The following is a 24921-nucleotide window of genomic DNA, read 5'->3' as shown; positions in this document are numbered from 1 at the left end:
TGCTCCTATCGGTTCGTGTCGCTTGCGCCGGCCTCGGCCGCCTGCAGGCGTTCTTTCTCGGTTTTGCCCAGTTCAATCCACAGTTTCTGACTTCCTGACGCGTGTGCTTTCGCTTGCGCTTCCAGGATGGGCGTCAGTCTTCGCGCCGTTCTTCGCGGCGATATGCCGCCGTAACACGGACGTTTCACCACTTTCGCCAGCGCGTCAAGCCGGCGCGCTTCCTGGCGGTACAGCTCCTGGGCCTCCTGCACGGTGACAGGCGCGAAGCGAATGGTGCGCCCGGGCGTGCACTGCACCAGTTTCGGCAGGTCAACGGAGCAGACGGTGCCGATTTTCGCGTAACCGCCCGTGGTTTGGCGGTCGGCCAGCATGATGATGGGGCGGCCGTCGGCGGGAATCTGCACGGCTCCCAGCGCAATGCCGTCCGAGATGATGTCGCTGCCGTCGTACGTTTCGATTTCCGGCCCGTCCAGGCGGAATCCCATGCGGTCGCAGCGGCTGGTGGTGGTGTATTTCTGACCGTAGAACGTGTCGATGCCGTCCTGCGTGAACATGTCCTCTTGCGGGCCGGGCACTACGCGCAGCGTGATTTCATCGGCGCCGAAGCCGTAGAAGTCGTCGTCGCGCTCGACGGTGTGCGACCCCAGGTTCGCCATGAAGTCCAGGTTGCGCGTGCAAAACGGCAGGTAGTCGCCGGTGATGAGCGCGCGGCCCTTCCAGCCGCCGATGCCGCACTTCAGGTTCGTGGAGCGGCTGCCCATGACTTCGGGCGCGTTGATGCTGCCGCCCGCGATGGCCAGGTAGCCGTACATGCCCGTTTTCGGCGCGCCGAAGGCAAGCACGCTGCCGCGGTGCACGGCCAGCGCGGTGTACATGGGCGCAGGTTGGCCGTCGAGCGTGGGGCGGAAGTCGCCGCCGGTGATGGCCACGAACGTGTTCGTGGTGAAGCGCAACGTGGGCCCGGCCAGGCAAAACTCCAGCACAGGTGCGTCGGGCGGGTTGTCAACCAGCAGGTTCGCGATGTGCAGCGCGCGGCTGTCCATAACGCCCGAGGGGCTGAACCCGCTGCCTAGATAGCCGGTGCGGCCCTGGTCTTGCAGCGTGGTAAGGATGCCTGGTTTGATTGCGGTGACGCCCATGCTAGGCCTCCTCGACGATGATGTCGTACTGGTAGCCGCCCGCGGCGATCTGCGCCTCGATGGCGTCGTACTGCGCGCGCGTGATGGGCTGGAAGCGCAGGTACTCGCCGGCGCGGTACAGGATGGGCTGCTCGCGGTCGGGGTCGTACGGGCGCACGGGGCTGCGGCCGATGATCTGCCAGCCGCCGGGGCTTGCCAGCGGGTAGATGCCCGTTTGCGCGCCGCCGATGCCCACGCTACCTGCGGGGATTTCCGTGCGCGGCTCGGCCAGGCGCGGCGTGTGCAGGCGCGGGTCGAGGCCGCCCAGGTAGGCGAAGCCGGGCAGGAAGCCCAGCATGTCGATAAGATAGTCGTGTGCGGAGTGCAGCGCGATGACGTCCTGCTCGCTCATGCCGGCGTGCTCGGACACCGTGTGCAGGTCAGGACCGAATTCGCCGCCGTAGCACACGGGAATAACCACGATGCGCTTCACGCCCGATTCGGCTGCGGCCAGGTTGCGCAGCTTGCCGCGCACGCGCTGGCACAGCTTGTCGTAGCCGATGGTGCACGGGTCGTACGTGACCATCAGCGAGCAAAACGTGGGCACCAGCTCGGTGACGCCCGGGATGGGGTCGTCCGAAAGCGTTTGCGCCGCAACGCGAATCATGCCGCTGGTCTGCGGCGATATGGTTTTGGCGAACTCCAGGTTAATTGCGGAGTCGCCGGCAATGGTAATGTCGAATGCAGCCACGTTCCCCTACGTTCCTCGATGTTTGACCCCTCTATGCTAAAGCAATTAGCGGCAAAATGGCATTTTGGTAATATACTTGCAACCTATTTCGTTGATAGTTGCAAAACGCAGGATTGGCCGCAAAAGGCGGCAACGCGCAGTAAAAGGTACCCGCGCGCGTACGCGGTACGAGATGATAAGGAACTTCGGTGATTAAAAACGTCATATTCTTGGCAGTGTTTTTGTTCGGCTACACCGTGCAGGCCATCACCGGTTTCGCCGGCAACATCTTCTGCATGCCGGTGGGCACGTACACGCTGGGCCTGCAAAGCTCGGTTTCCATCCTGAACGCAACGGGCTTTCTTGCGTGCACGCTGTTGGCGGCGCTGAACCTGCGCAGCATCAATTGGCGCGAGCTGGGGAAGATCGTTGGTGTGATGCTGCCGTTCGTGGCGCTGGGTGCCTGGCTTGACACCGTGATTCCGCTGCATGCGCTGCTGAAGATATACGGCCTGGTCATCCTGGCTGTTGGCATCAAGAACCTTGTGCAGAAGAAGCAGACGTTCCTGCCTGAATGGGCGCTGTGGGGCGTGCTGGTGGCGGCGGGTCTCATTCAGGGCATGTTCGTTTCCGGCGGCGCGCTGCTGGTGATTTACGCGGTGCAGAAGCTTACGGACAAGGAGCAGTTCCGCGCAACGCTTGCGGCGGTGTGGTCGATTCTGAACTTCCTATACGCGTTCTATCAGTTGTGGGCGGGGCACTTCACTGGCGAGGTGTGGCTGATGGTGCTGTGCTGCATTCCGCTGATCGTGCTGGCCACGTTCATAGGCGGCAAGCTGGCGAAACGCATCAGCCAAGAGCGCTTCCTGAAACTGACGTACATTCTGCTGCTCGGCATCGGCGCCATTTTGCTGGTCACGTCGTAAGGGCGCACCGGCGGTCTTAGGCGCCGCAGGTTGGGCTCGAGGTGCTGTTCGGGTTTTGCGTTGTTCGGGCTTTGCCGTCTTGGGCGGCATCCGATGCCGGGGTGCACGAGCGGCGCGCACGGGGCGGACTGTGCCGTGAAAGCCGACTTGGGGTTTTGAGCCGTATCTGGAAACGAAAAGGCGGCTGTATCAAAAGTGGTTTTGATACAGCCGCCTTTTCTCCCTATCGCTCAAATCGGCCGCAATCGGCAATTGTCTGTACGACCGACCGTTTAGACGATTCGTCGCGCCCGCGCTAGCAACCTGCCGTCTGGCTTGCGAGCGTCAGCGCTCCGTGCGCCGCCACAGCGCATAAGAGCTCCCTAACTCGCCATGCAGCAGCTCGACGCGCACGTCGAAGGCGTCCTCGACTGCGGCGAGCACCGCGGCCTCATGCGGCGCCCCTTGCGCCAGCGGCTTGCCGGCGCGCATGACGCAGACCTCATCGGAGTACTTGAGCGCCAGGTTGATGTCGTGGATCACCGCGACGACGGTCTTGCCGTGCTCCTCCTTGAGCGAGCGCATCAGCTCCATCACCTCGTAGCACGCCGACACGTCGAGAAACGAGGTCGGCTCGTCGAAGAGCACCACGGGCGCATCCTGCGCCAGGATCATGGCGATGAAGACGCGCTGACGCTGCCCGCCGGAAAGCTCGGCCACGGGGCGCTCGGCGATCTCCGCAAGTCTACATGCCTCAAGCGCCCGGTCAACTGCCTTGCAATCCGCCGCGTCCATCGTCGCGAATATCCCATGGTGCGGAAATCTCCCGCACTCCACAAGCCGCCTCACGCTCATGGGCGGCGCCGCATGCTCCTGCGCCAGCAAGCTCAACAACCTTGCGCGTTCTTTGGAGGAAAGCGCGCTGACATCGCGCCCCAGCACGTGGATGCTGCCCTCCCAAGGCTTGCAGATGCCGCTTGCCAGCTTGAGCAGCGACGACTTCCCGCAGCCGTTGGGGCCGATGATGCCCGTTACCTTGCCTTGCGCGAGCTCGAGGTCCAGCCCGCGGAACAAGGCGCGCTCGCCGTAGCCAAAGGTGACGTTGCTCAGCTGTACGCTAGCCATTGAGACCTCCCTTCCTGCGGCGCAGGATCAGGTAGACGAAAAATGGCCCGCCCAGCAGGGACAAGACGATGCCGACGGGGATCTCGTACGGGGCGAACATCGTGCGGGCGAGCAGGTCGCACAGGCACACCAGCAGCCCGCCCAGCAGCGGCGCCATCGCAAGGACGCGGCGGTTGTCGTGGCCCACCAGCGCGCGGACCGCGTGCGGGACGATGAGCCCCACAAATCCGATGAGGCCCGCAAAGCTCACTGCGCAACCCGCGAGTGCGGCGGCGGACACCAGCGCGGTAAGGCGCGTGCGGCGGACGTTAAGGCCTAGGGAGTGCGCCTGATGCTCGCCTAGCGAGAGCAGGTTGAGCCGCGTGCCCTGCAACAGGCCGAGCACCAGCACCGCGCAGATCGCGCAGCCGGGGACGATGACCTCGCTCAGCTTGACGCCGGACAGCCCGCCGACCAGAAAGCCCGAGGCGCCCACGTAGGCGTCGGGACTCACGATGAGGATCGTGTTCATACCGGCGGTGAAGATCGCCGTGAACGCCATGCCGGCGAGCACCACGGTGAGGCGCGATGAGCCGCCGAGCCCGGCGACGCCGAAGATGAGGCCTGCGACGCACAGGGCGCCGAGGAAGGCCGCCACGGGAGCGAGGCCAAAGGCGTTGGGAAAGGCGCACGCCGCCAGCAGCACGAAGAAGCCCGAGCCCGCGTTCACGCCGATGACGTTGGGACTGGCCAGGGGGTTGTCGAGTGCCGCCTGGATGAGCGCGCCCGCCTGCGCGAGCGCGGCACCGGCCAGAAGCGCTGCAAGCACGCGCGGCAGGCGGATGTTCCAGATGACGTTTGCCGCTGTCTGCTCGGCATCCGCGCCAAAGGCGAGCGCGAGCGCGTCGGACAGGCCGACGGAGGTCGAGCCGATGACGATGCCGAGCACCGCCGCGCATCCCAGCAGCACCGCTGCGGCAACCATGGCCATGGCGAATCGGCCACCCGCCTGCAAGGCGCGCCCGCGCTCCCCGTGCGGGTTTGTCGTATGCATCTCCTTCAATGTCGGACGCTACTTCTGCTCGCGCGGCGTCTCGTACAGAGCCTCGTACAGGTCCTCGTATGCGTCATCCCAGCTGTCGTTGGGCTTGTAGAGGAACAGCTTGGGGTCGAGCGTGATCACGCGGCCCTCCTTGACGGCGGTCAGCTCCTTCCAAGCCGGGTTGGCCGTGGTCTGGTCCTTGAGGGCCTTTTGCGCGGCCTCGCTCGAGTCACCCATGGGCAGCAGGAAGATGAAGTCGGGGTCGGCCTTGACCAGGGACTCCAGGCTGTAGTCGGAGAGCAAGCTCTTGTCGGTGTCGGTGATGTTGCTGGCACCCAGCTCGGCGAGCATGGTGCCCGTTTGCGTCGAAGACGCCTGGACGCGCGTGCCTCCGGAGTACGTGGTCAGCACCGCGACGCTGCCCGCGCTTTTTCCCTCGGCCTTCTTCTTGATGGCGTCGATGCTCTCGGCGACTTCCGTGCCGTTGACCTTGTACGCCTCGGCGTCGCCGGTGATGTCGCAGCAGGTCTTGAGCATGCGCAGGTAGTCGTCGAAGGTGGTGACGTTGAAGTACGCCACGGGGATGCCCGCCGCCTGCAGGGTGTCCTTGAGGTCGGTCTGGGCGACGCCGCCGCCGCGACCGGAGCTTGCGCCGGTCAAGATCACGAAGTCCGGGTTGAGTGCGATGATAGACTCCGCGTTGAGGGAGGAGAAGTCGCCGACCTTCTCCGCCTCGGACTCGATGTGATAGTCGGAAAACGCGTCGCTGGACGCGCCGACGAGGGTGCCACCTGCCAGTTCCCAGATGTTCGCGAAGCTGCCCATGCCCGCGACGACGCGCTCGTGAGAGCTCACGGTCACCTGGTTGCCCAGGTCGTCTGTAAAGGTGTAGCCGGCATTCTGACTCGTCGCGCTCTGCTGGGCCTCGTCTCCGTCCGCACCGCCGTTGGAGCAGCCGATCATCGTGCTGCCGCTTGCCGCCAGCGCCAGCGCGCACGCGCATGCGCACGCCTTCGTTGCAATCCTCTTCATATGGTTCTCCTTATCTGATGTGGGCGGCCGATCATGCGGCGCCCACATCCGTCGCGTCCGTTGCCAGGTCCTGTCGCCGTGCCGCACCGATATCCTGTTATCGCAGCGGCAGGGGACTGTCGCCGGCCTCTCGCCTAGGCGCCCTTGCAGCCGAGCTTCTGCCCGTAGGCGCAGTAGTCGTCTTGTGCCATGTAGTCGCCGTCGTGGTAATACGCCGCGCGTGCCCTGCAGCCGCCGCAATGCTCCTTGTGGTCGCACTTGCCGCAGTTGCCGCCGTAAGCCTGCGTGCGCAGGCGCTCGAACACGGGGCTCGTCGCCCAGATCTCGTCGAAGGGCTGCTCGCGCACGTCGCCGGCCTCCTCGGTCATATACGCGCATGGCCGCACGATGCCCTCGCTGCCGACGACGCAGTAGGTGAGGCCGGCCAGGCAGCCGCGCGTGTAGCGGGTGGGGATGCCGAGCTGGTCGGCGACGCGCGTGAACTGCGGCGCGCAGGTGGGCTTCACGTCGATGTCGACCTCTGCGGTCTTGCGCATGATGTCTTGGAGCAGTGCCTCGTTCTCCAGCACCTTGAGGCTCGTCTCCTCGATGTACTTGCCGCGACCCACGGGGATGAGGAAGAAGATCGAGTGGTTGACAGCGCCGATATCCTGCGCGAAGTCCGTGATGTCGCAGATCTCGTCGCGGTTCCAGTCGACCACGGTGGTGTGGATCTGGAAGTCGAGGCCCGCGCGCTTGCATGCCTCGATGCCCGCAAGGGTGTCGGCATGGGCGCCTACGACGCCGCGGAAGGCGTCGTGCTTTGCCGCGTCGAGGCTGTCGATGCTGATGCCCATGGAGCACGTGCCGGCCTCCTTGAGCTTTCGCGCGACCTCGTCGGTGATCAGTGTGCCGTTACTGCCGAACACGGGGCGCAGGCCCTGAGCTGCGGCGTGCGCCACGAGCTCGAAGATGTCGTCGCGCATAAGGGGCTCGCCGCCGCTGAAGATCATGATCTTGAAGCCGGCGCGCGCGATCTGCTCGATCATCGCCTTGCCCTCTGCCGTCGTCAGCTCGCGACTGTCGCATTCCGCCGCGTCCTGGTAGCAGTGCTCGCATTTGAGGTTGCACCTGTTGGTTGTCATCCACGATACAATCATCGTCTCTCCTCTCTCAAAACCGATTGAGGATACTAACGGGCGACGTTGCGTCATGGGCAAGTGCTGCGCGAAAATAAGTTGGCGAGTAATAAGATTTACCGATTAATTCGTTGAGCTGGGCGAATGGCAGGCGATGCAAAGCAGCACCCGACCTAAGCGGGGCGGGTGCTGACACGGGATGGTTGCGGCTGTTGCGGCTTGGCGTCCCTAACCCCGCAGCGCCTCGAGCGCGTCCTTGAGGAAGCTGAGCGTCCTGCGCTGGATGCCCGCGTAGAAGTCGCGGTCGTACTGCTTGGGGCCTTGCGCGCGCTGGTTGGCGAGGCGTTTGAGGCCGGCCAGCGCTCCGGACATGCCGCCGAGGCGCTCGAAGCGCAGGGCGAGCTCTCGGCCGCGCTCGTCGCCGGGCCGCATGCCGTCGTGCATGGCCTCGATGGTGTCGCCCATGAGCTGGTGCCAGCGGCTGACCTCCTCTTGGGTGAGTTCCGGGACGCTGCTCTCGTCGCAGCCCTCGCCGTTGATGGCCAGCCACAGCACGTCCTCGCGGTTTTGCATGTCGCTGATGGCCTGGGCAAAGTCGCTCCAGCACACGCGCTCGCTTGCGGCGAGGTGCTCTCGGAGGCTGCTGACGGTGCTGATGTTGCGTAGGATCTCGACGCTCTCGCGCTCGAGCTCGTGCATGCGGTGCTCGAGTGCACCGGAGAGCTCCTGGCGGCCGTCGAGCGCCTCCGCCTCCTTGATCTTCGTGAGCGAGAAGCCGAGGTACTTGAGGGTGAGGATGCGATAGAGGCGCTCTTCGTCGTCGTGGGAGTACAGGCGCTGATTCTGCTCGCTTTTGGAGCTGGGGTGGAGCAGGCCCTTTTGGTCGTAGTACTGAATAGTGCGCACGGTCACGCCCACGCGGCGGGCGAGCTCGCCGACGGTCATCAGGTCATCTCCATATGCAGGCATGCGCGCCCCTCTCGCAGGCAGGATCGTCAGAAAAATCAACGCATCATTATCGCGCGTGACGTAGCGTCACCGTCAAGCGGGGTGCGCCCGCGCTGCGACCGCTTGCCGCCCTTCGTTTCCGTGCCGTTGCCGTTCGCGCCCGCGTCGCGTACAGAATCCGCTTGCACGAGGGGGACCGCATCTGGTCGCCCCGTGAAATACGAGTCTCGTAATCAGCGGGGGGAGAGACGCTCTCTCCGTTAGAAAAGAGTGACCTGTGTCAAAATTTCGGACATGCGAGCTCGAGGAATCGGGCGGTCATGGGAAGCTCTTCGGGCTTGGGTGCCGCGCGTTGGGGGAAACCGCCATGGTCTCGGCCGGCATCTTGTACCGATCGTCGAGCGGGCCTGTGGCGGTTGCGGTGCGCCTCGATGAACTCGATCACCGCATGCTTGAACTGCGCCCCAAAACTGCAGTTCAAATGGCGTAGCCAGCCCCTCTTTGCTTTTGTTCGGCAAGCTGCATTGTCTGAGTGTTTCGGATGCAATAAAAGGCGGCTGTATCGAAATCGCTTTTGATACAGCCGCCTTCGCGTTCTTGCTTGTTTCGCCGTTCGCTTTGCGCGGTTAGTCTTCCTTGACCACCAAGACGTCGCAGCGGACGTTGCGGATGAGGTACGTGGAGACGCTGCCCACGAACACGTACTTGATGTTGCTCAGGCCGCGCTCGCCGCAGATGACCAGGTTGGGCTCAATGGGCTCGATGAGCTGCTTCTGCAGCGTGTCGGTGATGCGGCCTGCGCGCACCAGCAGCTGTACGCTGGGGATATCGGGGTTGTTGCGCGCCTGCTCCAGCAGGTCGGCCAGGTCGGTTTCGATGCGGATTTTGCCTTCGTTGCACAGAAGCTCGAAGTCGACGCCCGAAGCCTCGTAAGGCACGGAGTCGATGACGTGGCCAAACGTCAGCTCGGCGTGCTCTTCAGCTGCCAGGGCGATTGCACGCTCCACGACCGCGCGCTGGGTGGAAGCACCGTCGAGGGCTGCGAAAATGCGATTGTAACCGAAAGCCATGAGAACCCCTTTCCTTGTGCGCAGCGCATATGCGCTTACGCGGATGCATCAGGTTGGTTCGAACGCGACCGTTTTGGCGCGCGCCCGTGTTCTGGGGTTATTGTAACGCAACTCGCGCCCGCCGGCGGTGACGGATTGCCTACTATCCCCGCGGTTGCGCCTGCCGTGCGTCGGGCATTTCGCCGCTTTTGCCCTGCGAAGTGCTACTCTGACTGGTGAGTTATTGTTCGGCGCGTTGCGCGCCCGCACGCAAGGAGCACCTTATGGTCAACGAAAGAATGTACGGCCTGGGCAACGAGCCCTCGGCCATCCGCGAGCTGTTCGCCTACGGCTTGCAGCGCAAAGCCGAAATCGGCGAGGACAAGGTGTTCGACTACTCCATCGGCAACCCCAGCATCCCCGCTCCGCAGAAAGTGGCCGACACTATCGCCGAGCTTATGAAGCTGCCGCCGGTGGAGCTGCACGCGTATTCGCCGGCCGCCGGCATCCCCGCCGTGCGCCAGGCCATCGCCGACAGCATCGCGCGCCGCACCGGCATCGACGCGAAGGCGGCCCACGTGTACATGACGGTGGGTGCGGCTGCGTCCATCACCATCAGCCTGGGCGCCATCACGAACCCTGGCGACGAGGTCATCGTGCCCACGCCGTACTTCCCCGAGTACAAGGTGTGGATCGAAACCATGGGCTGCTCCATTGTGGAAGTGCCCGCGCAGGTTCCCAGCTTCCAGCTTGACGTCGAGGCCATGGGTGCCGCCATCGGCGAAAAGACGGCGGCCGTTATCATCAACTCGCCGAACAACCCGGTGGGCGCGGTGTACACGCGCGAGAATCTGGAAGCGCTTGCGGCCATGCTGGAGACGAAAAGCGCCGAAGTGGGCCACCCGATTTACCTGATCAGCGACGAGCCGTATCGCGAAATCACCTACGGCGCCGATGTTCCGTGCGTGCCCGCCATCTACCCGCGCACGCTGGTGTGCTATTCGTACTCCAAGGCACTCAGCCTGCCCGGTGAGCGCGTTGGCTACGTATACGTGTCCGACACCATGGACGCCGACGAGGCCGATCGCGTGTTCTTCGCCGTTGCCGGCGCCGGTCGCGCGCATGGCTTCGTGTGCGCTCCCGTGCTGTTCCAACGCGTGGCCGCTGCGTGCGTGGACGAGCCGTCCGACGTGGAGGCGTACGCTGCGAACCGCCGCATCCTTACGGAAGCGCTTGACGAGATAGGCTACGAATACGTGCAGCCCGACGGCGCATTCTACCTGTGGGTGCGCGCGCTTGAGCCCGATGCCCAGGCGTTCAGCGACCGCGCGAAGGCGCACGAGCTGCTGATCGTGCCGTCCGATAGCTTCGGTTGCCCGGGCTGGGTGCGCATGAGCTACTGCATTGCGCGTGAAACCATCGAGAACAGCCTGCCGGCACTGAAGGCCCTCAAGGCGGAATACGACGCGAAATAGGCTGTGAAGTGGTAAAACGCTGAGGAAGGCCGGGCAATTGTCCGGCCTTTTTCATATGCGGAAGCGGCTGGCGGGCGGCGATTCGCTAGCGTTGCGGCAACCTTCGTAGCGTCGAGCGAAAGCGCTGACACCTATGAGAAAGCGCCCGAAGGGCGCGCCACTATCTTAAGAAAACGTGCTCGGTTCGGGAAGGGGGGCGCTGCGCCTTTTGGGCGCCGTTGAAAACAGCGACGCGTCCTTTGGGCGCTGTTGATTAGGGTCAGAGCTTTCGCTCTGACCTACGTGTTCCCCGCAGCGCGTTCACCTTGCTCGCATGCGCTAACAAGCGCGAGCGTGAAATCTTCGAATAACAATTAGTAGACATTGTATACACAATAGCGTTACAGTTGCTATAATTATATGCGAGCAAAGGAGGATGTTATGGCTACCGCTACTATCAATATCCGCATGGACGAAAGAACGAAACGAGATATGGAAGCCGTCTGCAAAGACTTGGGGATGAGCATGACGACGGCGTTTACGATTTTCGCGAAGAAGATGGGACGCGAACGCCGTATTCCGTTCGAGGTATCGGTGGACCCGTTTTATTCCGAAGAGAATCTTGCTCATCTTCGCCGTTCGGTGGATGCGCTAAACGCCGGCCATGGTGCTGCACACGACTTGATTGATGCAACCTATGAAGATGAATAAGGTCTGGGCTCCAGAAGCCTGGGACGATTACATTGGTTGGCAACAGCAAGACAAAAAGACGCTCAAGAAGATCAACTCCCTTATTAAGGATATCGAGCGAAACGGGCAAAGCGCTGGCGAAGGGAAGCCGGAGCCGTTGCGCGGTGACCTTTCAGGTTTTTGGTCTCGCAGAATCGATGAGAAAAATAGGCTTGTGTATCGGATTTCGGGTCCGAACATAGAGATTGCTTCCTGCAAAAGCCACTATGGCGACAAATAGCGCGCGGTGAAAACCGCCAGGGTTTTGGAGGGCGCCGTTGAAAATGGTGACGCGCCCGATTCGGGAAAATAGTGACCGCCCTTTGGGCGCTGTTGATTAGGGTCAGAGCTTTCGCTCTGACCTACGTGTTTCTTGCGGCTTGGTCGCCCTTTCTCGCGGAAGTGGCCGAAGGGGGCGTCGACGTTATGCCCATGCGTTTGCGAGGGCGGCTGCTATGGTTTCGGCGGTTTCGGCGTCTATTGCGTCGCTGCGTAGGATGAACTGCGGGCGGGGCGCTGCGGGGGTGGTGTTGCCGGAAGATGACACGTTGGCTGTGCCCGTACTGCCGCTTTCGTCGAACTGCGACAGTGGCGCGATGCGGATACCGTGTTCGAGCGCGGCGTTGGCAAGGGCGGCTTCGCTCTGTTTGCTTTCAAGCTGCATGATGAAATGCAGGCCGTTGTTTAGCTCCGTGAACGATACGCTGCTGCCGAGGTGCTCGCGCAGGGCTCCCACCAGGGCATCTTGTGTTTTGCGGGCGCGCGTGCGCAGGCGATTCACGTGGCGCTCGTAGCTTCCCGATTCGATGAAGCGCGCCAGCGCCAGTTGGTCGAGCGGGCTGACCGTGTTCGCGTAAAACCCCAGCTGGGTGTGGAATTGCTGCGCTAAGCGCGGCGGCAGCACCAAGTAGGCCATGCGGAAGGCAGCGCCCAGGCTTTTCGCGAACGAGTTCAGGTACAGCACGCGCTCGGCGGCGTCGATGCTGAACAGCGACGGGATAGGTCGCCCGGCCATGCGGAATTCGGCATCGTAATCGTCCTCGATAAGGTAGCGGTCTCCCTCGCGCGCCCAGTTCAGCAGCTCGCGCCGGCGGCTGGCCGTGGTGACGATGCCGGTGGGGAACTGGTGCGACGGCATGATATGCGCCACCGATGCACCCGAATGCGCCAGCTGTTCCATGGCAATGCCGCCTTCGTTAAGCGGCACATGCGCAGTCTGCACGTTTTGCTGCTGATACATGCGCGCAAGCAGCGGATAACCCGGTGTTTCCACGGCAAACGTGCGATTGCGGCCAAGCAGCTGCACAACCAGCTGATACAGCGTTTGCGCGCCAGCGCCGATGACAATCTGCTGGGCGCTTACGTGCATGCCGCGGTATTCGCGCAGGTGGTCGGCGATCGCTTGGCGAAGCTGGGGCGATCCTGCTGCCGAAGACGCTTCGGCAAGCGTTGCCGCCGACTCGTCAGACAGCGTTTTGCGCACAGTCTTCGCCCAGGTGGCGTAGGGGAACAGCACGGTGGCTAACGTGCTGTGCGTGAAATCGGCCAGCAGAGAGGGCGCGGCATCGAGGGCCGTGTCGGCTGCTTCGGCGCCGTCGGTCGCGCGGGGTCGGCTTCGGGGTGCTTGAGCGCCGATTCGCGTATTCGATTGCCCTGCGACATGCGCGTTTCCTCGGTCGTTTGCTTCTTGAAAGCCACCGCTTGCACCCGATTCTTCCCCGAGATGTGTTGCGCCGAGCCTTTCGTTGCTCGCTTGTTGAACGCGTTCGGCAGGGGCAAGGTCGCTTGCGTAGTAGCCGCAGCGTTCGCGCGAGCGAATGTAGCCTTCTGCCGCAAGCTGCTGGTAGGCGGCTTCTACGGTTATCAGGCTCACACCCAGGCGTTTGGCCAGGTTACGCTTCGAAGGCAGCTTTTCGCCGGGGGCGATGGTGCCGTGTGCGATGTCGTGGCGAATGCAGCGGTACAGGTATTCGTAAAGGCTGCAATTTCCGCGCAAATTCATGTCGTAAAAGAACATCTGTTCGCCATACTTTCTCGCAGTGTTTCACGTGGAACATCTGGTCATATAAAAAGGACAGGTTTTGGTCATACTACCATAACCAGATGCGGCGTATCCTTCGAACACACCACATACCTAGAGAAGGAGTAGGAAATGACCGAGCCTCAAACCGCCGCCGAGCGCGTTGCCTTGAATCGCCAGCTTGCCCAGATGCTGAAGGGCGGCGTCATCATGGACGTCACCACGCCCGAGCAGGCGCACATCGCCGAGGAAGCCGGCGCCTGCGCCGTTATGGCGCTTGAGCGCATCCCCGCCGACATCCGTGCGGCCGGTGGCGTGTCCCGCATGAGCGACCCGAAAATGATCAAGGGTATTCAGGAAGCGGTCAGCATCCCGGTCATGGCGAAGTGCCGCATCGGCCACTTCGTCGAGGCGCAGGTGCTGCAGGCCATCGACATCGACTACATCGACGAGTCCGAGGTGCTTTCGCCTGCCGACGACACGTACCACATCGACAAGACGCAGTTCAACGTGCCGTTCGTGTGCGGCGCGCGCGACCTGGGCGAGGCCCTGCGCCGCATTACCGAGGGCGCCACGATGATCCGCACGAAGGGCGAGCCGGGCACGGGCGACGTTGTGCAGGCCGTGCGCCACATGCGCATGATGAACTCTGAGATTCGCCGCATCCAGAACCTGCGCGAAGATGAGCTGTTCGAGGCCGCCAAGCAGCTGCAGGTGCCGGTTGACCTAGTGAAATACGTACACGAAAACGGCAAGCTGCCCGTCGTAAACTTCGCTGCCGGCGGCGTTGCGACCCCGGCCGACGCCGCGCTGATGATGCAGCTGGGCGCCGAGGGCGTATTCGTGGGCTCGGGCATCTTCAAGTCCGGAAACCCCGCCAAGCGCGCGCAGGCCATCGTGAAGGCCGTGGCGAACTACACGGACGCTAAGCTGATTGCCGAGCTGTCCGAAGACCTCGGCGAAGCCATGGTCGGCATCAACGAGAGCGAGATTGCCCTGCTCATGGCTGAACGTGGGAAATAGAGGTTTCGTTTGCCTGCCGGCAAACGAATTGACTCGACGCTGTGGGCCGCTGTGGCACCCGGCCTTCGCGCGAACCCGAGGGCTTGCGTACCGAAGTACGCGGCGCCCTCGCGTTCCCACGAATTCCGGGCACCACAGCGGCCCTCGCTGACTTTGACGCCACCTGCGGCGTTTCCAGCCCGACAAGGGGCAGGTCGTTTGTCAGGTTTCCTTGATTGAAAGGTTTTCCTTATGAGCAAGAAAGTTGCGGTTCTGGCTGTTCAGGGGGCGTTTATTGAGCATGAGCGCGCTTTGGGCAAGTTGGGGTGCGAGTGCGTGGAGCTGCGCCAGGGGCCTGATGTGGACCAGGCGTTCGACGCGCTGGTGCTGCCGGGCGGCGAAAGCACGGCGCAGGCGAAAATGCTGCGCGAGCTGGGCATGCTGGATACGCTGCGCAATCGCGTGGCCGCCGGCCTGCCGGTGCTTGGCACGTGCGCGGGCCTGATTCTGCTGGCGCAAAACGTCGAAGAGGGCGTCCCTGCCGCGGGCGACCCCGCGGGCCCCGTTGCCGCTGGCGCAACCGCGCCCGGCGCATTCGGCACGCTGCCGGTGACGGTGCGCCGCAACGCCTATGGCCGCCAACTGGGCAGCTTCCACACGGTGGCCCCGTGCGCGGGCCTGCCGGGCGTGCCGGATGGCGAAACGACCGACATCCCCATGACGTTCATTCGCGCGCCGTTCATCAAGGAGGCCCACGAGGGCGCCAAGGTGCTCGCGCGCGTTGACGACCGCATCGTTGCCGTGCGTGCCGGCAACCAAATCGGCGTGGCGTTCCACCCAGAACTCGACGATGACCTGCGTATTCACCAGCTGCTCGTAAGCCTGGCGTAGGCAAAACGTATCAAGTAAAACAACGAGGGGCCCGCTTCGCGGGCCCCTCGTCTCGCATGTGCACATTGGACAGCTGACAAACGACCTGCCCCCCCTTGTCAGTCTCCTTGTCAGCTGCGTGCGCTTACCCTTGTGTGTCGGCTCCTGCGCCGGTGCCCTTGTCGCCGTAGAACGTGCAGCCGTTGCGGCCGTGTTCCTTCGTGTAATACAGCGCCTGATCGGCGTCCTTGAACAGGTTTTCGCCCGGGTTCGGGCGGTCGGCGAATGCCACGCCTACGCTCAGCGACACCTTCGGCATCCCGTCTTCGGGGCGCGCCAGCTGTTCGTTGATGGCGTTGATCTTCTCCTCGATGGTGTAGCGCAAATCGCTGGTCATATCCACCATGCGCACCTGTTCGGTCAGGTAGTCCGACCCGCTTTGCAGCTGCTTGGCGTCTTTCTCGCAGCTGATGTACGTTTCCGTGGCCTGTTGCAGCGTTTCGAACTGCACGCGCCCTTGCATGAAAATGGCAACGCACGCAAGGCCGAGAATAATCGTAACGGCAATGCTGATCACGCTGATGTTCTGGACGTGAATCCTTCTCATGTCGGCCCCCCGAGTGCACCGTGCAGGTTGCGCGCCCGCGCCATCCGGCAAACGCCGCGCAACACACCGCTATATAGCGAATAAGCCGAAGCGGAAAGCAAAACACTAGGGCTTAACGCTGTTTTGACGCTCCCAGGCGACAGGCTGAGCGGGGAAAGTGGGACAAGGGGACAGTCCCTTTGTCCCACTTTTCGTTACGGGGTCGTAGACTGCGCGGCTCGCTCTACTTGCCTTTCGACGAGGGGCGCTTGCCGGGTGCCGCCAAGCTTCGCACGGCCGCTTGCTTTATGCCTGCTGGGGGCAATCTCTCTGCCCTGCTTTTATGCATGCAGACAAAGTGATATCCGGTCTTCTTCATTAACTGCCCGACGAACGCGCCTGCGGGGTGACCGCCGCATAACCCTTTTGGGCCATGCGATGTAGCAGGTAATGGCTCGATGCAATAGCCTCTGTAACCCTTTCTCACACTTTTGACAAATGGTGCCGCCGGCCGATTGAGGGTTACCCCCGGCCAACCGTAAAGTTCGAATCACCGAATCCCAAGGTGAGGGGTTCAAAAGGGCAAATCGTCGGAAGACGAAGTCAAAAGAAGGAGTGAGGGTTATGAAGCATGAGCATTACATGGACATGAACCGTCTGAGCGACTGGTCTGTGGACCAGATCAACGAACTGCTCGATGTCTGCCTGCTGCTGAAAGAGATGGAGGAGAAGGGCGTGCGCCTGCCTCTGCTCAAGAACGTCTCTCTCGCCATGATGTTCGACCAGCAGTCAACCCGTACTCGCGTGAGCTTCGAGACCGCTATGCAGCAGCTCGGCGGCCACGCAATGTTCCTCGACGGCAGCTCCCTGCATGCCGGCTCTGGCCAGGAAGATATCGCCGAGACCGCCGCAATCATCTCGAGCATGGCTGACGCCATCATGATCCGCAGCCTTTCTCAGCGCGTCATCGACGAGGTTGTCGCGAACTCCACCGTGCCGGTTATCAGCGGCATGTCCTGCGCCGAGTTCCAGTCCGACGGCTTTGGCAGCCAGGAGCAGCATCATCCCACGCAGGTCATCGCCGACCTCATCACGATGATCGAGCGCAAGCCGAAGGGCAAAAAGCTTTCCGACTGCACGTTCATGTGGCTGGGCGATGGCGCCGACGGCTTCGACTGCGTGTTCATGGACCACCTGTCCCTGTTCCCGCGCCTGGGCATCCGCGTAATCTGCGCTGCTCCGAAGAAGTTCTGGCCCTCCGAGGAGCTGCTGGCCAAGTGCCGCGCTCAGGCTGCCGAGGACGGCAACGGCGAGATCATCTGCACCGAGGACCCGATTGCCTACGCCCCTGAGACCGACTTCTTCTACACCGGCGTTGTGAACTATCACAAGATGGGCGTTTCCGAGGAAGAGGCGTTCAAGGTCTTCTACCCGAAGTTCCAGATCAACGAGGAGCTCATGGCTCACGCTCCGAAGTCCGCTTGGGTCATGCACTACCTGCCCGGCAACCGCAACTGGGAGCTTACCGACGCGGTGTGGGACGGCCCGCAATCTGCGGTCCTGCCCCTCGGCGAGAATCGTCTGTACGCTCAGCGCGGCATCCTCGTGTACATTCTGTGGCCGCTTCGCCGCAACACGAGCGAGTACCTGGAGAACTACTACCGCGGCAAGGTTGAGGACCTGCTGACCCCGCGCATCCACAACTACGACTTCTAGGGCTTTAACGTAACCGGTCGACCGGTGCTGGCGCGATCCTGCCGGTCGAGCGGCTTCCCAACACATTTTCGCAAGGGCCGCATGGTCGTTCGCGATCATGCGGCCCGTTCGTATCCATTGGAGGTACTGAAATGCGTGCTATCACCGAATCTGAGTCCACTCCTAAGGTCGATGGCTTCTACATGCCTGCTGAGTATGCGCCGCAAGACCGCGTGTTCATGGGCTGGCCGAATCGCCCCGACACGTTTGCGTTCGGCGCTGTGCCTGCTCAGCGCACCTATGCGGGCATCGCGAACGCCATCTCCGAGTTCACGCCCGTTGTGATGTGCTGCAACGAGGCCGATTACGACAACTGTAAGGCCGTGTTCAAGGACAACGAGCGCGTCACCGTCATGGAGATGAGCATCAACGATGCGTGGTTCCGCGACACGGGCGCAACGTTCCTGGTTGACGGCAAGGGCGGCAAGGCTGCTACCGACTGGCACTTCAACGCATACGGCGGCCTGGTCGACGGCCTGTATTTTCCCTGGGACAAGGACGCGAAGATCGCTCGTAAGATGGCCGATTACGTGGGCGTTCGCACGTATCGTCCCGACCACGTGATTCTTGAGGGCGGCTCCATCACCGTTGACGGCGAAGGCACCCTTATCGTGACCGATTCCTGCCTGCTTTCCGCCGGCCGCACGGCTTCCGTGCTGGTTGCCGACGAGCCCGATGCCGGCGATTGGCCGCTGTATCCGCGCAAGTACGAGCCCTTCAGCGAAGAGCTGCGCGAGTACATGACCAAGGAGCTTGAGGAATACCTGGGCGTTGAAAAGGTCATTTGGGTTAAGGAAGGCATCGACCCGGCTGTCACGAACGGCCACATCGATGACTGCGCCACGTTCATCGCCCCGGGTGTTGTGGCCTGCATCTGGACCGACGATCCCGAGTACCCGTTCTATCGCCAGTGCCATGAGATTTACGACACGCTGGTGAACGCCACGGACGCGAAGGGCCGCAAGCTGAAGGTCTACAAGCTTCCCATGCCCGAAAAGCCCTGCTTCATGTCTGAGGAAGAGGCCAACTCCATCGACCTTGTGAATCCGCGTACCGCTCAGGACGAGCCGCAGATTGCTTCCTACATGAACTACCTGGTCACGAACCATGGCTGCATCGTCCCGCAGTACGGCGACGTCAACGACGCGCTTGCCGTGGAAACGCTGCAGAAGATCTACGACGAAACTTGGGGCGAAGGGGTCTTCAAGTGCGTCGGCGTTGACTCTCGCCAGGTCGTGTACGGCGGCGGCAACATCCACTGCATCACGCAGCAGGAGCCTTCCGCCTAGGAAATCGTTGTTTTGCGCATCACCCAGTCCGCGAAGCCAACGAGTTTGCTGGGGCAACCGGACTGGATGAGCTGAATCAAATGATAGAGGGCGTGGGTTTCTGATTGGTTGCGAGACTCACGCCCTTCTTTTAATTCGCCAGAAGCATAAAAGGGAAGCCAGGTGAGGGTACGGCTTGCTTCGAATGGTGTCGAAACAATGTCGAAACGGCTCTCTTTCGTGCTTCGGGTGATTGCCAACTCCGAATTTGAGGAGGGAGTAGTCCATGAGCGAAGTGGAAAAAATAAGATCCGAACTCAGTGGAAACACGAACTTCGACGAGGATCACGAAGGGGAACTGTTCGAGCGCATCGCGCAAATTGAGGAGCAGGAACGTACAGGTGATCTCATTCCAGGGTTGAACAGAACCGACAATATTTTGATTGCCGCGATGTTCATCGTGCTTGGAATTTTGCCTGTGGTCTGGTATGCGGTCATGTATTTCTAAGGGGAGGTGCACTATGGCTGAAACAGATGTCAATAGCGAGGCCCAAAGCGAGTCCATGCCCGTCTTGAAAAGCGAGCGTGTTTACGGCTTCAAGGATTACACGGTTGTCATCACGGGATTTGCATGTGCCGCGTGGTGCTTTATTACAGGCGGCAGCTTGGCCCTGTACGTTGGCGTGCAAACTGCTCTGGTTGCATCTATTGCCGGCAACATCATCGCTGTGCTGCTTATGTCGCTGGCAACGCAGGTGATATCCGGCAAGTACGGTGTTGATGCCTACACCTCGGTGCGAGGCATCCTTGGCGGCAAGGGCACAAAGGTGTTCCTGATCTTGATGTCGATATTCGTCATCGCCTGGCTCATTATCTTATGCATGATGGTTGCGAAGGCCATCGGCAACATCGTCCTGGGATTCACCGACATCGATATCACTACGGGTGTTCCCGTGTTCATTCTCTCGGTTGCTGCTGGTGCTGTGTGCTGGCTTGTTGCCTGGAAGGGCCCGGAGCTGCTGAAGAAGCTGAATTCCATTGTGGCCCCGATTTTCGTTATCATCCTGATCTTCCTGTTTGCTGTGGTCAGCATGAACTACGGATGGGACACGGTGCTTTCCGCGCAGCCGCTTGCGCCGTTTGAAGATGAATGGTTGAACTTCCTGATTGCGTTCGAGCTGAGCATGGGCGCTGGCTTTTCCTGGTGGCCGAACATGGGCGGCCTGGCAAAGCTGTGCAAAACCACGAAGGCAGCATTCTGGCCCAACGTTATCGGCTTGGTGTTCGCGGCCACTTTGGGCACCGTTATGGGCGTTGCGGCAGCGTTGCTGGTTGGCAGCTCCGACCCGACCGCTTGGATGATTCCTATGGGCGGCTTGGCGCTTGGCACCGCGGCGTTGGTGCTGGTCATCGGCGCAGACATCACTGCGTGTTCCGTTATGCTGTATAACCTGGGCATTGGCGTGAAGCAGGTCAAGAGCTTCCTGAAGCTTTCCTGGGGCAAGTGCACCGGCCTGATCACCATCATCGCTTTCGTCGGCATGATTTGGGCTGAGCCGCTGTACGACAGCTTCTACATCATCTTGGGTATCTCCAGCATGAGCTGCGCTCCCATCGCCATGATGCAGCTTGTCGACTACTACGCGTTCAGGAAAAAGCACATCTCCATTCGCGATGCGTACAACAACGGCAAAAGCTCCAAGTACTACTTCTGGGGCGGCTTCAACTGGGTTGCTATTGGAGTGTTCGCCGCGTCCGTTGTGCTGTACCTGCTGATTTTCGATCCCTTCATGTGCATCCCGCACGATGCTTTCCGATTCTGCAACGCCACGACCGCCGTGTGCATCTTCAGCGCGGTTGCGTACTACGTGCTTGGAAAGCTGCTTCTTGTGAAGCGCGGCATCGGCGGATTCCCGAATTCGAACGAGGAAGCGAAAGCGGAACCGGCTGACGTGAAGTAGTTTTGCCGCTGGATGAAGCAGCGTTCAATGTTGAAGTATTCGCAGTTCAGCGGGGTGCGTGCCCTTGAGATAGCGAAGTGCGGGCGCCCCTGCTGAACGCCGTAATCAAGATTGGAGAGTCTTATGCCATATCAGAAAGGAGACGGCCCAAGTGTCGTCATCGCCCTGGGCGGCAACGCCCTGGGCAACACGCCGCAGGAGCAGCTCGAGCTGGTGAAGAACACCGCCAAGCACATCGTCGACATGGTCGGCGACGGCGTCAACGTCGTGGTGTCCCACGGCAACGGCCCGCAGGTCGGCATGATCAACAACGCGTTCGCCTACGCCGCCGCCAACGACGGCAAGACGCCCGAGATGCCCTTCCCCGAGGCCGGCGCCATGTCCCAGGGCTACATCGGCTACCAGCTGTCCCAGGCGATCCTGAACGACCTCAAGGCCCGCGGCATCATGCGCTCCACGGCCAACGTCATCACCCAGACCGTCGTCTCCCCGGACGACCCGGCCTTCCAGAACCCCACCAAGCCCGTCGGCGCGTTCATGACCGAGGAGGAGGCAAAGGCCAAGGCCGCCGAGACCGGCTGGACGTTCAAGGAGGACGCCGGCCGCGGCTGGCGCCAGGTGGTGGCCTCCCCGAAGCCCCAGCGCATCGTCGAGTTCGACGCCGTCAAGGACCTCATGGACGCCGGCTACATCGTGGTGTCCACCGGCGGCGGCGGGGTGCCGGTCTTCGAGACCGAGGACGGCTACGAGGGCGTGCCCGCCGTCATCGACAAGGACCGCTCCAGCGCGAAGCTGGCCGCCGACTTCGGCGCCGACATGCTGGTGATCCTCACCGCCGTCGAGAAGGTGTGCATCAACTTCAACAAGCCCGACCAGCAGGAGCTCTCCTCCATGACGGTCGCCGAGGCCCGCAAGTACATCGAGGAGGGCCAGTTCGCCCCCGGCTCGATGCTCCCCAAGGTCGAGGCCTGCATCGAGTACGTCGAGGCCTACCCGCAGGGCAAGGCGCTCATCACCTCGCTCGAGTGCGCCGCCGCCGGCCTGGAGGGCAAGACGGGCACCGTCATCACCGCGTAAACTGCCCACTCTGCCAGGATCCTTCCTGGCAGGCGCCTTGGCGCCGGCGCCGCGCGCATTCGCCGTCGCGTGGGCTCCTTCGCCTTTGCCAAGCTGCCTGCCATTGCCGCTTTCATTTTGTTGGCGGACCTGGCCTTTTCCGATAGCGCGCGCCGCATGCCAAGATGCGGCGCGCAACCCGGGAAGCTTCGCGATGCGGGCAATGCCATACTCCCTGCCTGCGCTGCAGTCCCTTGTCCACGTGCCCTTTAGCTTCTACGCGTGCGCAAGTGCGGGCCAGGGAGTGTGGCCTTGCCCACAGGACGCGCCTCGAATAACCGCGCTTTCTTGGGCGCGCCTGCGGGCTTTCGATTATGCTCCGGGATTCTACCGCTCCCGGGCTCGCGTCGTGGCGGTCGGCGGCATCCCCTCTATTTGTGCCGCCGGCTGCGCGGGGCTTGTGGCTTTCGCGCACGATAACTCCGACATACCCTGCGACGGATTTTCGCCACCGTCGCGCTTTCCAACTGCAGGCAAAGGCTCCGTCGGCAACGCGATGGGGCCTTTGCCATTTTGCGTAAAACCGGGTTGGCCTTTGCGGTGGTCAGATACGCTGCAATGCATATTCTGCACCGATTACCTACGGAAAACGGAATGTAAAGCTAGTTTTCGGGAATTACCGAAAGCCGCACCGGTATAATTTCCCTAAGGGGACAATCAGATTTTGCGTATGGAGTGTGGCATATGGCAGAAGATATGCGGAGGAAGCAAAACGACCTAATTCTTAAGATTTATACGACTCCCATGGAAGACTTGCTGGTGAGTTGTTGCGAAGGTCTGCGCGAGATTATTCCGTTCGATCACTCGTACACGGCGCTGAACGACCAGTCGGATCGGTATAAGGCTGCGTTCAATTATCGAAGCATGGACACGGATGAGGAAATCACCGCGCTCTATGCGAATTACTACCATACCATCGATTATCTTTCGTGGTTCTACAACCAAGGAATTCCCGTCACCGTTCGCGCAACGGACCTGGTCAGCTTGGACGTGATTGAGCATTCGCGCATCCATCAGGAATGGGAAAGCCGTATGGGCATCTCCTACACGGCAACGGCGTGCATCGCGGCCGATGGCATTTTGTTCGGCACCATTTCGCTTATGCGCTCCAAGGAGCACGGCAATTTCACCGATGAAGAGATGCGCGTATTCGACGACGTCAACACGCATCTTTGCAGCCGTTTTAGGATTGTGTACCCCAATGGCGTGAATCGCTTCATGATGGATTGCGATACTGACCCCATTGTTGCCGCGTATTCGCTTTCGCCGCGCGAGTGGGAGGTATCGTGCTTGCTTATGAAAGGCGTGTCGCGCGCCGACATTGCCGATGAGCTAAGCATCAGCAAGAACACGCTTAAGCGCCACATCGCAAACATCTACCACAAGATGGGCGTGTCGAATGAGATGCAATTCTTCGCCGCGCTCAATCGCGTCGGAAACAGCCGGGGGGGGGCTGCCTCAAAGAAGGACGAGCCCTGAGAGGCATTAGAGCCGCGGCGTAAGCGGGACAAGGGGACAGTCCCTTTGTCCCGCTCGCGGCTTGTGTGTCGTTTGCGATGCGCTACTTCTCGTCGTACTGGGGAATCTCGGTTTTGTCGACTTCCTCAAGGTTGTTGTCGAAGACGTAGTGCTTCGTTTCGCGGGCGATGATGGCGGACAGGCCCAGCACCGCGATGCAGTTCGGGATGGCCATCAGGGCGTTCATCACGTCGGCGAAGTTCCACACCACGGAGCTGAGGTTCGAAACGGTGGCGCTGTTCGCCGCGTCGCCAACCATCATGCAGCCCCAGAACACGAACAGCAAAAACACGATGTAGTACGGCATGACGGCCTTCTTGCCCAGCAGGTAGCTGATGGCGCGGTTGCCGTACTGGCTCCAGCCCAGGATGGTGGAGTACGTGAACGTGATCAGGCCAACCAGCAGCACCAACGGGCCGAACACGGGGATCTTCTCGAACGCGGCGGTTGCAAGGCCGGCGCCCGAGGAGATGGTGCCGTTGACAATGGCGGTGGAAAGCTCGGGGTTGGCAAGCAGCGTGGTCATGAGCATCAGGCCCGTGATCAGGCACACCACCACGGTGTCCCAGAACGTGCCGGTCATGGAAACCAGCGCCTGACGTGCGGGGTTCTTCGTGGTGGCGGAGGAGGCAACCAGCGGAGCAGAGCCCATGCCGGACTCATTGGAGAAGATGCCGCGCTTGAAGCCGAATTGCAGGGCCAGCGTAACGGTGGAGCCCACCGCGCCGCCGGCGGCGCCGGCCGGGGTGAACGCGCCCACGATAATCTGGCGAATGGCCTCGCCCAGGTACTGGCCGTTCATGCCGATGATCACCAGGCAGCACACCACGTAGAAGAGGGCCATGACGGGCACCAGCTTCTCGCACACCTTCGAGATGGACTTGATGCCGCCCAGAATGACGATGGCAACCAGCACCACAACCACGGCGCCCACCAGCCACTGCGGGATGGCCTTGCCGTCGATAAGTGACGTGTTGTACAGCGCGTCGGCCAGGGAATTCGACTGCGTGGAGGCGCCGATGCCGAACGCGGCCAGCGACGCGAACAGGGCGAACAGAATGGCCAGGATGCGGCCGGCCTTCTTGTTCTTGAAGCCGCGCTCAAGGGCGTACATGGCGCCGCCAAGCATCTTGCCCGAGTGGTCCTTCACGCGGTACTTCACGCCAATGAACACCTCGGAGTACTTCGTGGCGATGCCCAGGATGCCGGTGATCCACATCCAGAAGATGGCGCCCGGACCGCCGAACAGAAGGCCCGTGCCCACGCCCACGATGTTGCCCGTGCCGATGGTGGCGGCAAGTGCGGTGGTCAGCGCGCCGAACTGCGTGATGTCGCCGTCGGCGTTGGACGGGTCGTCCTTCGTGACGGACAGCTTGATGCCCGTGCCGATCTTCCTCTGGATGAACCCGGTGCGGATGGTCATGAAAATGTGCGTGCCAAGCAGCAGCAGAATCATGATCGGACCCCACACGAACCCGTCGACGGCGTCGATAACGTCAAGCGGGCTGGTGGCGCTTGCGATGCCTTCGGCCAATCCGGTGAATGGCGTGATGAAGAACGACGTCAGGAAATCCTCCATTGCCTTCCCCTTTCCGG

23 protein-coding genes are annotated in these 24921 nt (G+C 61.8%); 12 read left to right on the top strand and 11 right to left on the bottom strand.

The window, feature by feature from the left end; translation table 11 throughout:
* Positions 1–5 precede the first annotated feature (5 nt).
* Positions 6–1139, bottom strand: coding sequence for a 5-oxoprolinase subunit C family protein (locus ET524_RS03880; protein ID WP_129423420.1), 1134 nt, complete (start codon positions 1137–1139; stop codon positions 6–8).
* Between the two features lies 1 nt (position 1140).
* Entirely contained in the window at positions 1141–1869 is a 729-nt protein-coding gene (pxpB, locus tag ET524_RS03875; RefSeq protein WP_129423419.1) for a 5-oxoprolinase subunit PxpB, read from the bottom strand.
* A gap of 188 nt (positions 1870–2057) precedes the next feature.
* On the opposite strand from pxpB, the gene ET524_RS03870 reads away from it, so the two are divergent.
* Positions 2058–2774 (top strand): sulfite exporter TauE/SafE family protein, encoded by a 717-nt coding sequence (locus ET524_RS03870; protein WP_201738649.1) that lies wholly within the window; start codon positions 2058–2060, stop codon positions 2772–2774.
* 324 nt (positions 2775–3098) lie between these two features.
* On the opposite strand, the gene ET524_RS03865 is transcribed toward ET524_RS03870, so the two are convergent.
* From ET524_RS03865 to ET524_RS03840, 6 genes are all read right to left on the bottom strand, one after another.
* Complete coding sequence (locus ET524_RS03865) at positions 3099–3878, bottom strand: ABC transporter ATP-binding protein (protein WP_129423418.1); 780 nt, start codon at positions 3876–3878, stop codon at positions 3099–3101.
* Positions 3871–4911: a FecCD family ABC transporter permease gene (locus ET524_RS03860; RefSeq protein WP_129426035.1), complete on the bottom strand. Its 1041-nt coding sequence runs from the start codon at positions 4909–4911 to the stop codon at positions 3871–3873. The genes ET524_RS03865 and ET524_RS03860 overlap by 8 nt, the downstream gene beginning before the upstream one ends.
* An 18-nt stretch (positions 4912–4929) precedes the next feature.
* Entirely contained in the window at positions 4930–5931 is a 1002-nt protein-coding gene (locus ET524_RS03855; protein WP_129423417.1) for an ABC transporter substrate-binding protein, read from the bottom strand.
* A 134-nt stretch (positions 5932–6065) separates the two neighbouring features.
* A complete protein-coding gene (gene nirJ2, locus ET524_RS03850; RefSeq protein WP_129423416.1) occupies positions 6066–7070 on the bottom strand; it encodes a putative heme d1 biosynthesis radical SAM protein NirJ2 in 1005 nt (334 codons plus the stop codon).
* A 207-nt stretch (positions 7071–7277) separates the two neighbouring features.
* On the bottom strand, positions 7278–7994 hold the full coding sequence (locus tag ET524_RS03845) for a MerR family transcriptional regulator (protein WP_161566600.1): 717 nt from the start codon (positions 7992–7994) through the stop codon (positions 7278–7280).
* 629 nt (positions 7995–8623) lie between these two features.
* The gene (locus ET524_RS03840; RefSeq protein ID WP_129423414.1) at positions 8624–9067 is read right to left on the bottom strand and encodes a universal stress protein; all 444 of its coding nucleotides are present in this window, start codon (positions 9065–9067) and stop codon (positions 8624–8626) included.
* A gap of 263 nt (positions 9068–9330) precedes the next feature.
* Here ET524_RS03840 and ET524_RS03835 point away from each other — a divergent pair, with 263 nt between their 5' ends.
* The 3 genes from ET524_RS03835 (at position 9331) to ET524_RS03825 (ending at position 11470) form a co-directional block, all read left to right on the top strand.
* On the top strand, positions 9331–10521 hold the full coding sequence (locus tag ET524_RS03835) for a pyridoxal phosphate-dependent aminotransferase (RefSeq protein ID WP_129423413.1): 1191 nt from the start codon (positions 9331–9333) through the stop codon (positions 10519–10521).
* Between the two features lie 420 nt (positions 10522–10941).
* The gene (locus ET524_RS03830) at positions 10942–11211 is read left to right on the top strand and encodes a type II toxin-antitoxin system RelB/DinJ family antitoxin (protein ID WP_129423412.1); all 270 of its coding nucleotides are present in this window, start codon (positions 10942–10944) and stop codon (positions 11209–11211) included.
* Positions 11198–11470, top strand: a complete 273-nt coding sequence (locus ET524_RS03825; protein ID WP_269089544.1) for a Txe/YoeB family addiction module toxin — start codon at positions 11198–11200, stop codon at positions 11468–11470. The genes ET524_RS03830 and ET524_RS03825 overlap by 14 nt, the downstream gene beginning before the upstream one ends.
* Positions 11471–11653: 183 nt before the next feature.
* Here the strand turns inward: ET524_RS03825 and pdxR are convergent, their stop codons facing one another.
* The gene (pdxR, locus tag ET524_RS11525; protein WP_161566599.1) at positions 11654–13246 is read right to left on the bottom strand and encodes a MocR-like pyridoxine biosynthesis transcription factor PdxR; all 1593 of its coding nucleotides are present in this window, start codon (positions 13244–13246) and stop codon (positions 11654–11656) included.
* 135 nt (positions 13247–13381) lie between these two features.
* On the opposite strand from pdxR, the gene pdxS reads away from it, so the two are divergent.
* Together pdxS and pdxT are read left to right on the top strand one after the other, a co-directional pair.
* Positions 13382–14272, top strand: a complete 891-nt coding sequence (gene pdxS / locus ET524_RS03815; protein WP_129423411.1) for a pyridoxal 5'-phosphate synthase lyase subunit PdxS — start codon at positions 13382–13384, stop codon at positions 14270–14272.
* Positions 14273–14503: 231 nt separating this feature from the next.
* Entirely contained in the window at positions 14504–15142 is a 639-nt protein-coding gene (gene pdxT, locus ET524_RS03810) for a pyridoxal 5'-phosphate synthase glutaminase subunit PdxT (protein WP_129423410.1), read from the top strand.
* Between the two features lie 124 nt (positions 15143–15266).
* Here the strand turns inward: pdxT and ET524_RS03805 are convergent, their stop codons facing one another.
* On the bottom strand, positions 15267–15728 hold the full coding sequence (locus tag ET524_RS03805; RefSeq protein WP_129423409.1) for a diguanylate cyclase domain-containing protein: 462 nt from the start codon (positions 15726–15728) through the stop codon (positions 15267–15269).
* A gap of 603 nt (positions 15729–16331) precedes the next feature.
* Here ET524_RS03805 and ET524_RS03800 point away from each other — a divergent pair.
* The 6 genes from ET524_RS03800 (at position 16332) to ET524_RS03775 (ending at position 23286) form a co-directional block, all read left to right on the top strand.
* Positions 16332–17423: an ornithine carbamoyltransferase gene (locus ET524_RS03800; RefSeq protein ID WP_129423408.1), complete on the top strand. Its 1092-nt coding sequence runs from the start codon at positions 16332–16334 to the stop codon at positions 17421–17423.
* A 131-nt stretch (positions 17424–17554) separates the two neighbouring features.
* On the top strand, positions 17555–18751 hold the full coding sequence (locus ET524_RS03795; protein ID WP_129423407.1) for an agmatine deiminase family protein: 1197 nt from the start codon (positions 17555–17557) through the stop codon (positions 18749–18751).
* Positions 18752–19016: 265 nt separating this feature from the next.
* The gene (locus ET524_RS03790; RefSeq protein ID WP_129423406.1) at positions 19017–19238 is read left to right on the top strand and encodes a hypothetical protein; all 222 of its coding nucleotides are present in this window, start codon (positions 19017–19019) and stop codon (positions 19236–19238) included.
* A gap of 13 nt (positions 19239–19251) precedes the next feature.
* Positions 19252–20691 (top strand): purine-cytosine permease family protein, encoded by a 1440-nt coding sequence (locus ET524_RS03785; protein ID WP_161566598.1) that lies wholly within the window; start codon positions 19252–19254, stop codon positions 20689–20691.
* A gap of 123 nt (positions 20692–20814) precedes the next feature.
* Complete coding sequence (gene arcC, locus ET524_RS03780) at positions 20815–21768, top strand: carbamate kinase (RefSeq protein ID WP_129423404.1); 954 nt, start codon at positions 20815–20817, stop codon at positions 21766–21768.
* 723 nt (positions 21769–22491) lie between these two features.
* Positions 22492–23286 carry a helix-turn-helix transcriptional regulator gene (locus tag ET524_RS03775; protein ID WP_129423403.1) on the top strand — a complete coding sequence of 265 codons (795 nt, stop codon included), beginning with the start codon at positions 22492–22494 and terminating at the stop codon, positions 23284–23286.
* Between the two features lie 82 nt (positions 23287–23368).
* Here the strand turns inward: ET524_RS03775 and ET524_RS03770 are convergent, their stop codons facing one another.
* The gene (locus tag ET524_RS03770) at positions 23369–24904 is read right to left on the bottom strand and encodes an alanine/glycine:cation symporter family protein (RefSeq protein ID WP_129423402.1); all 1536 of its coding nucleotides are present in this window, start codon (positions 24902–24904) and stop codon (positions 23369–23371) included.
* Positions 24905–24921 lie beyond the last annotated feature (17 nt).

It is taken from the genome of Senegalimassilia faecalis, assembly GCF_004135645.1.
GTDB classification, from domain to species: Bacteria; Actinomycetota; Coriobacteriia; order Coriobacteriales; family Eggerthellaceae; genus Senegalimassilia; species Senegalimassilia faecalis.
Note: the sequence above shows the minus strand (reverse complement) of the source record. Positions and strands in the feature narration are given on the sequence as shown.

Bases quoted from the DNA above. Each gene is read 5' to 3' on its own strand.
- ET524_RS03830 (WP_129423412.1), top strand. From the start codon at position 10,942: ATGGCTACCGCTACTATCAATATCCGCATGGACGAAAGAACGAAACGA.
- ET524_RS03825 (WP_269089544.1), top strand. From the start codon at position 11,198: ATGAAGATGAATAAGGTCTGGGCTCCAGAAGCCTGGGACGATTACATT.
- ET524_RS03770 (WP_129423402.1), bottom strand. From the start codon at position 24,904: ATGGAGGATTTCCTGACGTCGTTCTTCATCACGCCATTCACCGGATTG.
- ET524_RS03790 (WP_129423406.1), top strand. From the start codon at position 19,017: ATGAGCGAAGTGGAAAAAATAAGATCCGAACTCAGTGGAAACACGAAC.
- ET524_RS03775 (WP_129423403.1), top strand. From the start codon at position 22,492: ATGGCAGAAGATATGCGGAGGAAGCAAAACGACCTAATTCTTAAGATT.
- ET524_RS03865 (WP_129423418.1), bottom strand. From the start codon at position 3,878: ATGGCTAGCGTACAGCTGAGCAACGTCACCTTTGGCTACGGCGAGCGC.
- ET524_RS03840 (WP_129423414.1), bottom strand. From the start codon at position 9,067: ATGGCTTTCGGTTACAATCGCATTTTCGCAGCCCTCGACGGTGCTTCC.
- ET524_RS03845 (WP_161566600.1), bottom strand. From the start codon at position 7,994: ATGACCGTCGGCGAGCTCGCCCGCCGCGTGGGCGTGACCGTGCGCACT.
- ET524_RS03785 (WP_161566598.1), top strand. From the start codon at position 19,252: ATGGCTGAAACAGATGTCAATAGCGAGGCCCAAAGCGAGTCCATGCCC.
- pdxS (WP_129423411.1), top strand. From the start codon at position 13,382: ATGACCGAGCCTCAAACCGCCGCCGAGCGCGTTGCCTTGAATCGCCAG.
- pdxR (WP_161566599.1), bottom strand. From the start codon at position 13,246: ATGTTCTTTTACGACATGAATTTGCGCGGAAATTGCAGCCTTTACGAA.
- ET524_RS03795 (WP_129423407.1), top strand. From the start codon at position 17,555: ATGCGTGCTATCACCGAATCTGAGTCCACTCCTAAGGTCGATGGCTTC.
- ET524_RS03800 (WP_129423408.1), top strand. From the start codon at position 16,332: ATGAAGCATGAGCATTACATGGACATGAACCGTCTGAGCGACTGGTCT.
- nirJ2 (WP_129423416.1), bottom strand. From the start codon at position 7,070: ATGATTGTATCGTGGATGACAACCAACAGGTGCAACCTCAAATGCGAG.
- ET524_RS03855 (WP_129423417.1), bottom strand. From the start codon at position 5,931: ATGAAGAGGATTGCAACGAAGGCGTGCGCATGCGCGTGCGCGCTGGCG.
- pdxT (WP_129423410.1), top strand. From the start codon at position 14,504: ATGAGCAAGAAAGTTGCGGTTCTGGCTGTTCAGGGGGCGTTTATTGAG.
- arcC (WP_129423404.1), top strand. From the start codon at position 20,815: ATGCCATATCAGAAAGGAGACGGCCCAAGTGTCGTCATCGCCCTGGGC.
- ET524_RS03835 (WP_129423413.1), top strand. From the start codon at position 9,331: ATGGTCAACGAAAGAATGTACGGCCTGGGCAACGAGCCCTCGGCCATC.
- ET524_RS03880 (WP_129423420.1), bottom strand. From the start codon at position 1,139: ATGGGCGTCACCGCAATCAAACCAGGCATCCTTACCACGCTGCAAGAC.
- ET524_RS03805 (WP_129423409.1), bottom strand. From the start codon at position 15,728: ATGAGAAGGATTCACGTCCAGAACATCAGCGTGATCAGCATTGCCGTT.
- ET524_RS03860 (WP_129426035.1), bottom strand. From the start codon at position 4,911: ATGCATACGACAAACCCGCACGGGGAGCGCGGGCGCGCCTTGCAGGCG.